The sequence below is a fragment of the Pseudorhodoplanes sp. genome (genome assembly GCF_035565855.1).
GTDB lineage: Bacteria > Pseudomonadota > Alphaproteobacteria > Rhizobiales > Xanthobacteraceae > Pseudorhodoplanes.
Genome location: NZ_DATMRX010000098.1, coordinates 1 through 5047 on the forward strand (window position 1 = coordinate 1; position 5047 = coordinate 5047).

Genomic DNA, 5047 nt, shown 5'->3' on the forward strand with positions numbered 1-5047 from the left:
GATCGTGTCCCTGATCTCGAATGTGACGGGTTGTTCCTGCGGTGCTCTCACGGGCTCGCTCGTTCATGGCTATTGTTATGTGATATAACTAATTTATGTGGGAAGCAAGCCGTCCCTTTTGGGCTTGCGTCGCCCCTCATCGGCCTGCCGGCCACTTCTCCCCGTAGAAACGGGGAGAAGGACGCTGTCATCTCCACTTTCGCCAGTCGCCAGCTTTCGCGACTAGCGAAAACCGAGCGGCAGCCGTCTCTCTCCCCGCAGTTTGCGGGGAGAGATGTCCGGCAGGAGGGGCCAGCGCAGACCATCGATCATTGCGGCCACCGGTGTAGTCTCAATGCCTGAAATGCCGCACGCCCGTGAAGACCATGGCGACGCCATGCTGGTTCGCGGCTTCGATCACTTCGTCGTCTCGCATCGAGCCGCCCGGCTGGATGACAGCCGTGGCGCCGGCCTCGACCGCCGAGAGCAGGCCGTCGGCGAAGGGGAAGAAGGCGTCGGAAGCGACAACCGAGCCCTTGGCCAGGGATTCTGCAAGGCCTGCGGCCTGGGCGGCATCCTCCGCCTTGCGCGCCGCGATGCGCGAGGAGTCCACCCGGCTCATCTGGCCGGCGCCGATGCCGACCGTTGCGCCGTCCTTCGCATAGACGATGGCGTTCGACTTGACGTGCTTGGCCACGCGGAACGCGAATCTGAGATCCGTCATCTCCTGCTCGGACGGGCTCCGGCGCGTCACGACCTTCAGTTCGAGATCGTCCACGACCGCGCTGTCGCGGGATTGGACGAGCAGACCGCCAGCGACGGATTTCACCATCATGCCTCGCGTTCGCGGATCCGGCATGCCGCCCGCGAGCAGCAGGCGAAGGTTCTTCTTGGCTGCCACGATCGCCTTCGCCTCCTCGGTGGCGTCCGGCGCGATGATGACTTCCGTGAAGATCTTGACGATCTCCTCCGCCGCTTCGGCGTCGAGCAATCGGTTGACCGCCACGATGCCGCCGAAGGCCGAGACAGGATCGCAGCGCAAGGCCTTCAGATAGGCGTCCCGCAGCGATCCGCCTTCCGCGACGCCACAGGGATTTGCGTGCTTGATGATGGCGACGGCGGCGGTGCGGGCGGGATCGAACTCTCCGGCCAGTTCGAATGCGGCGTCGGTATCGTTGATGTTGTTGTAGGAAAGCTGCTTGCCCTGAAGCTGCTGCGCCGTGGCAACGCCCGGCCGTTTGTCGCCTGAGACATAGAAGCCCGCTTGCTGGTGCGGATTCTCGCCATAGCGCATGACATTGTCGAGCTTGCCGCCGAAGGCCCGCCAGGTCGGGTGCTCGATGTCGAGCGCCTCGGCGAACCAGCCGGAGATTGCGGCGTCATAGGCCGCGGTACGGGCGAAGGCCTTGGCGGCGAGCCGCTTGCGGAAGTCCAGCGAGAGACTGCCGAAATTGACCTCCAGCGCGTTGACGACGGGCGCGTAATCGTCCGGGTCGGTGACGACCGCCACATAGGCATGGTTCTTTGCGGCGGCACGCAGCATGGCCGGCCCCCCTATGTCGATGTTCTCGACGATCTCGGGATAATCGCCTCCGGCGTAGCGGACGTCCTCGAACGGATAGAGATTGACCACGACGAGGTCGATCGGCGAGATGCCATGGGCGTCCATCGCCTCGACATGCTCGGGGTCGTCCCGCACGCCCAGCAATGCGCCATGGACGGCAGGATGCAAGGTCTTGACCCGGCCGTCCATGATCTCGGGAAATCCGGTCAGCTCCGTCACGTCGCGCACGGGAATGCCTGCCGCGGCGATCGCCTTGGCGGTCCCTCCGGTCGAAACGAGCTCGACTCCCCGCTTGGACAAGGCAGAGGCGAAGTCCAGGAGCCCGGTCTTGTCGGAAACCGACAGCAGGGCGCGGCGGACGGGCACCAGGTCGGGCGCCGGAATCTTCTTGGATGCGACGGCCATGGTGCCAAGTCTCCTCTGCCGGTCTCTAACGGGGTTGCGCGGGCCTAACACAAGAAAAGGCCGAACGAAACGTCCCCGATGCCGGGTAAGGAAATCTTGATCCGGCGAAAGCGCCGTCCGAAGTCAGGAACGGCGCAATGCCTGGTCGGCTCCGGGAGCCTCGCTGCGTTCGATGCTGCGGTAATAGTCGGCGAGCAGCTTGCCGCGTTCGGGCCGGAAGGTGCGCCCGGAGCCTTTGACGGTTGCGATGCGGTCGATGCGGAAGGCGCGAAAGTCGTTGCGCATCTCGCACCAGGCGATCAGGGTCCAAACCTTGCCCCAGAACCACAGGCCGAGCGGCCGGACGTCGCGGGCGGTGCCGCGCCCGGCCTCGTCGTGATAGTCGAGCGTGAGCACGTCGCGCTTTTCGATGGCACGCTCGATGAGATCGATCGCCTCGCGATCGGCATCGGTCACCACCCACATCGGAGTGTGGATCTCGGTTCGGGCGATGCGGTCCCTCTCGGTATCGGGCAGGACCGCGCCGATCTTGACCAAAGCCTCTTCGGCGGCGCGCGCCATCGCAGCCCCGCCAAAGGCACGCACCATGCGCGCGCCGGCGACAAGCGCGACGATCTCGTCGCGTGTGAACATCAGCGGCGGGAGGTCGAAGCCCTCCCGCATCATGTAGCCGACCCCGGCCTCTCCATCGATCGGCACGCCCGTTGACTGAAGGTCGGCGATGTCGCGATAGATCGTGCGCTCGGAAACCTCCAGCCACATGCCGAGCTTCTGTGCGGTCACCAGCCGGCCACCACGCAGATGCTGCACGATCTGGAACAAACGATCAGCGCGTCTCATTCGGGCAAGCCTTTCGCCGCAGGTTCTTGTCGCACACCGTGGAACACCTCGCCGAACCTGCCTAGACAAACAGCCCGAAGCTGTTTCCGTCGGGGTCGAGACAATATACGAAACGGCCGGCCGGGATAGTAACAATCGGCGACACGACCTGTCCGCCATTGTCGGCGACCCGTTTCATCGCGTCTTCGAGCGGATCGGCAACGGCAAGATGAACGGTTACTCCGGTGCCAGCTGCGGCCGGCTTGCCTTCATAAAGATGGCCGGAAGCCATCTCGTCCTTGGCCGGAAAAATCGCGATCGGATTCGGGCCGCCTTCGGTCACCGGGATCTCGGTCTGCAGCACCGCGCCATAGAAAGCACGCGCCTTGCCGAGATCGGAGACCGGGATCTCGAACCATGCGGAGGCCCTGGCCGGAACAAACGATTCCATGATATACCTCCTTCGAATGGACGGCATCCTCGCACGCCTATCCTGACAGCATTCTGTCAGGAGGATTGGCGGGAGCCGTACTCCTTGGCGAACATTGCCAGCATATCCGAAAGCTGCGCTTCCCGTTCCGGGTAAAGCGCCAGCAGGAACCGATGCGCGAACGTTCCTGGAGCATTGCCAGGCGCCGAGACGATCTTGCCGTCGGCGACGGCGTGGGGAACATCGTGGTACTGCGACGCGCCCGGATAGGCGGGCAGATGCTCGAGAATCCATTTCCGCCCGTTGCTGGTATGCCTGACTTCCGCGAAGAGGCCGGCGCGAGCGAGCGCGAGCGTGCCGGCGCAGATGCCGCCGACGATGCCGCCGCGGGCTGAAACGGAGCTCAGCAGCTTCGAAACATCGGGCGCATCGGGTGTCGGCCAGACATCGGAACCGATCACCGCCACCGCATCCAGATCGACATTGGCGGCCGGTTCGAGGCCGCGGTCGCCGGCCACGCGCAAGCCCGCGGCGGAAGCGACAACGCCGCCGCCGGGGGTCAGCGCAAGCACTCTGGCGCCGAACCACTCCACCGCGGAAGCCGCGAGCAGCCCGTGCTCCCAGTCGGCGTAGCGGTCGATGAAGACCAGTCCGACCGTCTTGGGATTGAGGTCCATTTCCATCTTCCTTGCCGATCGATCAGGCCCGGTTGGCCCAGCGCGAAGCATAATTGTCCGGCCAGCCGATATCCTTGCGAATCTCCCTCGGCAGCGAGTTGATGAGCTGTTCGGTGCGGATTTCCTCGCGCATCCTGCGGATCTGACCGACATAGCGTCGGGCGAATTCGAACGCGGTCATGACGTGACTCCTTTCCCTGAGGTGATGGAGACACTATCGCACACCCCTCCTGACAACAGTCTGTCAGGAGTCTGTCAGTTCTTGTTCTCTTCTTGTTCCGGGCTGCTCAGACCCCGATGCCGCGCGCCTTGAGCGCCTCGGTGATCTCGTCGAGGATGGCGGGATCGTCGATCGTCGCCGGCGTCGTCCAGGCTTGTCTGTCTGCGATCTTTTGCATCGTGCCGCGCAGGATCTTGCCGGATCGCGTCTTCGGCAGGCGCTTGATCGCAACCACCGTCTTGAAGGCCGCGACCGGGCCGATGCGCTCGCGCACGAGGGCAATGGCCTCCCGCTCGACGGTGGCGGTGTCGCGCGAGACGCCCGAATTGAGCACCACGAAGCCGCAGGGAACCTGACCCTTCATCTCGTCCGCAATGCCGATCACCGCGCATTCGGCGACGTCGGGGTGCTCGGCCAGCACTTCCTCCATCGCTCCGGTGGAAAGCCTGTGCCCCGCGACGTTGATGATGTCGTCCGTACGCGCCATGATGAAGAGATAACCGTCCTCGTCGATATAGCCGGCGTCGGCCGTCTTATAGTAGCCGGGGAACTCGGCGAGATAGGCGTCGCGGAAGCGCTGGTCGGCATGCCAGAGCGTCGGCAGGCAACCCGGCGGGAGCGGAAGCTTGAGGACCACATTGCCGAGCGTGCCGCGCGGCACCTCATGGCCGGCGTCGTCGAGCACCCTGACGTCGTAGCCGGGCATAGGGACGCCAGGCGAGCCGTACTTCACCGGCATGATGCCGAGCCCGACCGGGTTCTGGCTGATCGGCGCGCCCGTCTCGGTCTGCCACCAATGATCGATCACCGGCACGCCGAGACGCTGCTCGGCCCATTTGACCGTTTCGGGGTCGGCGCGCTCGCCGGCGAGGAACAAGGTGCGGAAGCGCGACAGGTCGTAGCCCGGAATGAGCTCCCCGTTTGGATCTTCCTTCTTGATGGCGCGGAACGCG

Annotated in this window: 6 protein-coding genes; all 6 read right to left on the bottom strand. The window is 64.6% G+C overall.

What is annotated here, in order from left to right; translation table 11 throughout:
* Nucleotides 1-331 precede the first annotated feature (331 nt).
* On the bottom strand, nt 332-1948 hold the full coding sequence (gene purH / locus VN004_RS05440) for a bifunctional phosphoribosylaminoimidazolecarboxamide formyltransferase/IMP cyclohydrolase (protein WP_325607784.1): 1617 nt from the start codon (nt 1946-1948) through the stop codon (nt 332-334).
* A gap of 123 nt (nt 1949-2071) precedes the next feature.
* The gene (locus VN004_RS05445; protein WP_325607786.1) at nt 2072-2788 is read right to left on the bottom strand and encodes a YafY family protein; all 717 of its coding nucleotides are present in this window, start codon (nt 2786-2788) and stop codon (nt 2072-2074) included.
* A gap of 61 nt (nt 2789-2849) precedes the next feature.
* On the bottom strand, nt 2850-3218 hold the full coding sequence (locus tag VN004_RS05450; RefSeq protein ID WP_325607788.1) for a VOC family protein: 369 nt from the start codon (nt 3216-3218) through the stop codon (nt 2850-2852).
* Nucleotides 3219-3274: 56 nt separating this feature from the next.
* On the bottom strand, nt 3275-3874 hold the full coding sequence (locus tag VN004_RS05455) for a DJ-1/PfpI family protein (RefSeq protein WP_325607790.1): 600 nt from the start codon (nt 3872-3874) through the stop codon (nt 3275-3277).
* 22 nt (nt 3875-3896) lie between these two features.
* The gene (locus tag VN004_RS05460; protein WP_325607792.1) at nt 3897-4055 is read right to left on the bottom strand and encodes a hypothetical protein; all 159 of its coding nucleotides are present in this window, start codon (nt 4053-4055) and stop codon (nt 3897-3899) included.
* A 106-nt stretch (nt 4056-4161) separates the two neighbouring features.
* On the bottom strand, nt 4162-5047 hold an 886-nt coding region (locus tag VN004_RS05465), incomplete at its 5' end, for an AMP-binding enzyme (RefSeq protein ID WP_325607794.1).

What these genes read in the sequence shown, in the direction of transcription:
- VN004_RS05455 (WP_325607790.1), bottom strand. Translation starts at nt 3,874, where the DNA reads ATGGACCTCAATCCCAAGACGGTCGGACTGGTCTTCATCGACCGCTAC.
- VN004_RS05460 (WP_325607792.1), bottom strand. Translation starts at nt 4,055, where the DNA reads ATGACCGCGTTCGAATTCGCCCGACGCTATGTCGGTCAGATCCGCAGG.
- purH (WP_325607784.1), bottom strand. Translation starts at nt 1,948, where the DNA reads ATGGCCGTCGCATCCAAGAAGATTCCGGCGCCCGACCTGGTGCCCGTC.
- VN004_RS05445 (WP_325607786.1), bottom strand. Translation starts at nt 2,788, where the DNA reads ATGAGACGCGCTGATCGTTTGTTCCAGATCGTGCAGCATCTGCGTGGT.
- VN004_RS05450 (WP_325607788.1), bottom strand. Translation starts at nt 3,218, where the DNA reads ATGGAATCGTTTGTTCCGGCCAGGGCCTCCGCATGGTTCGAGATCCCG.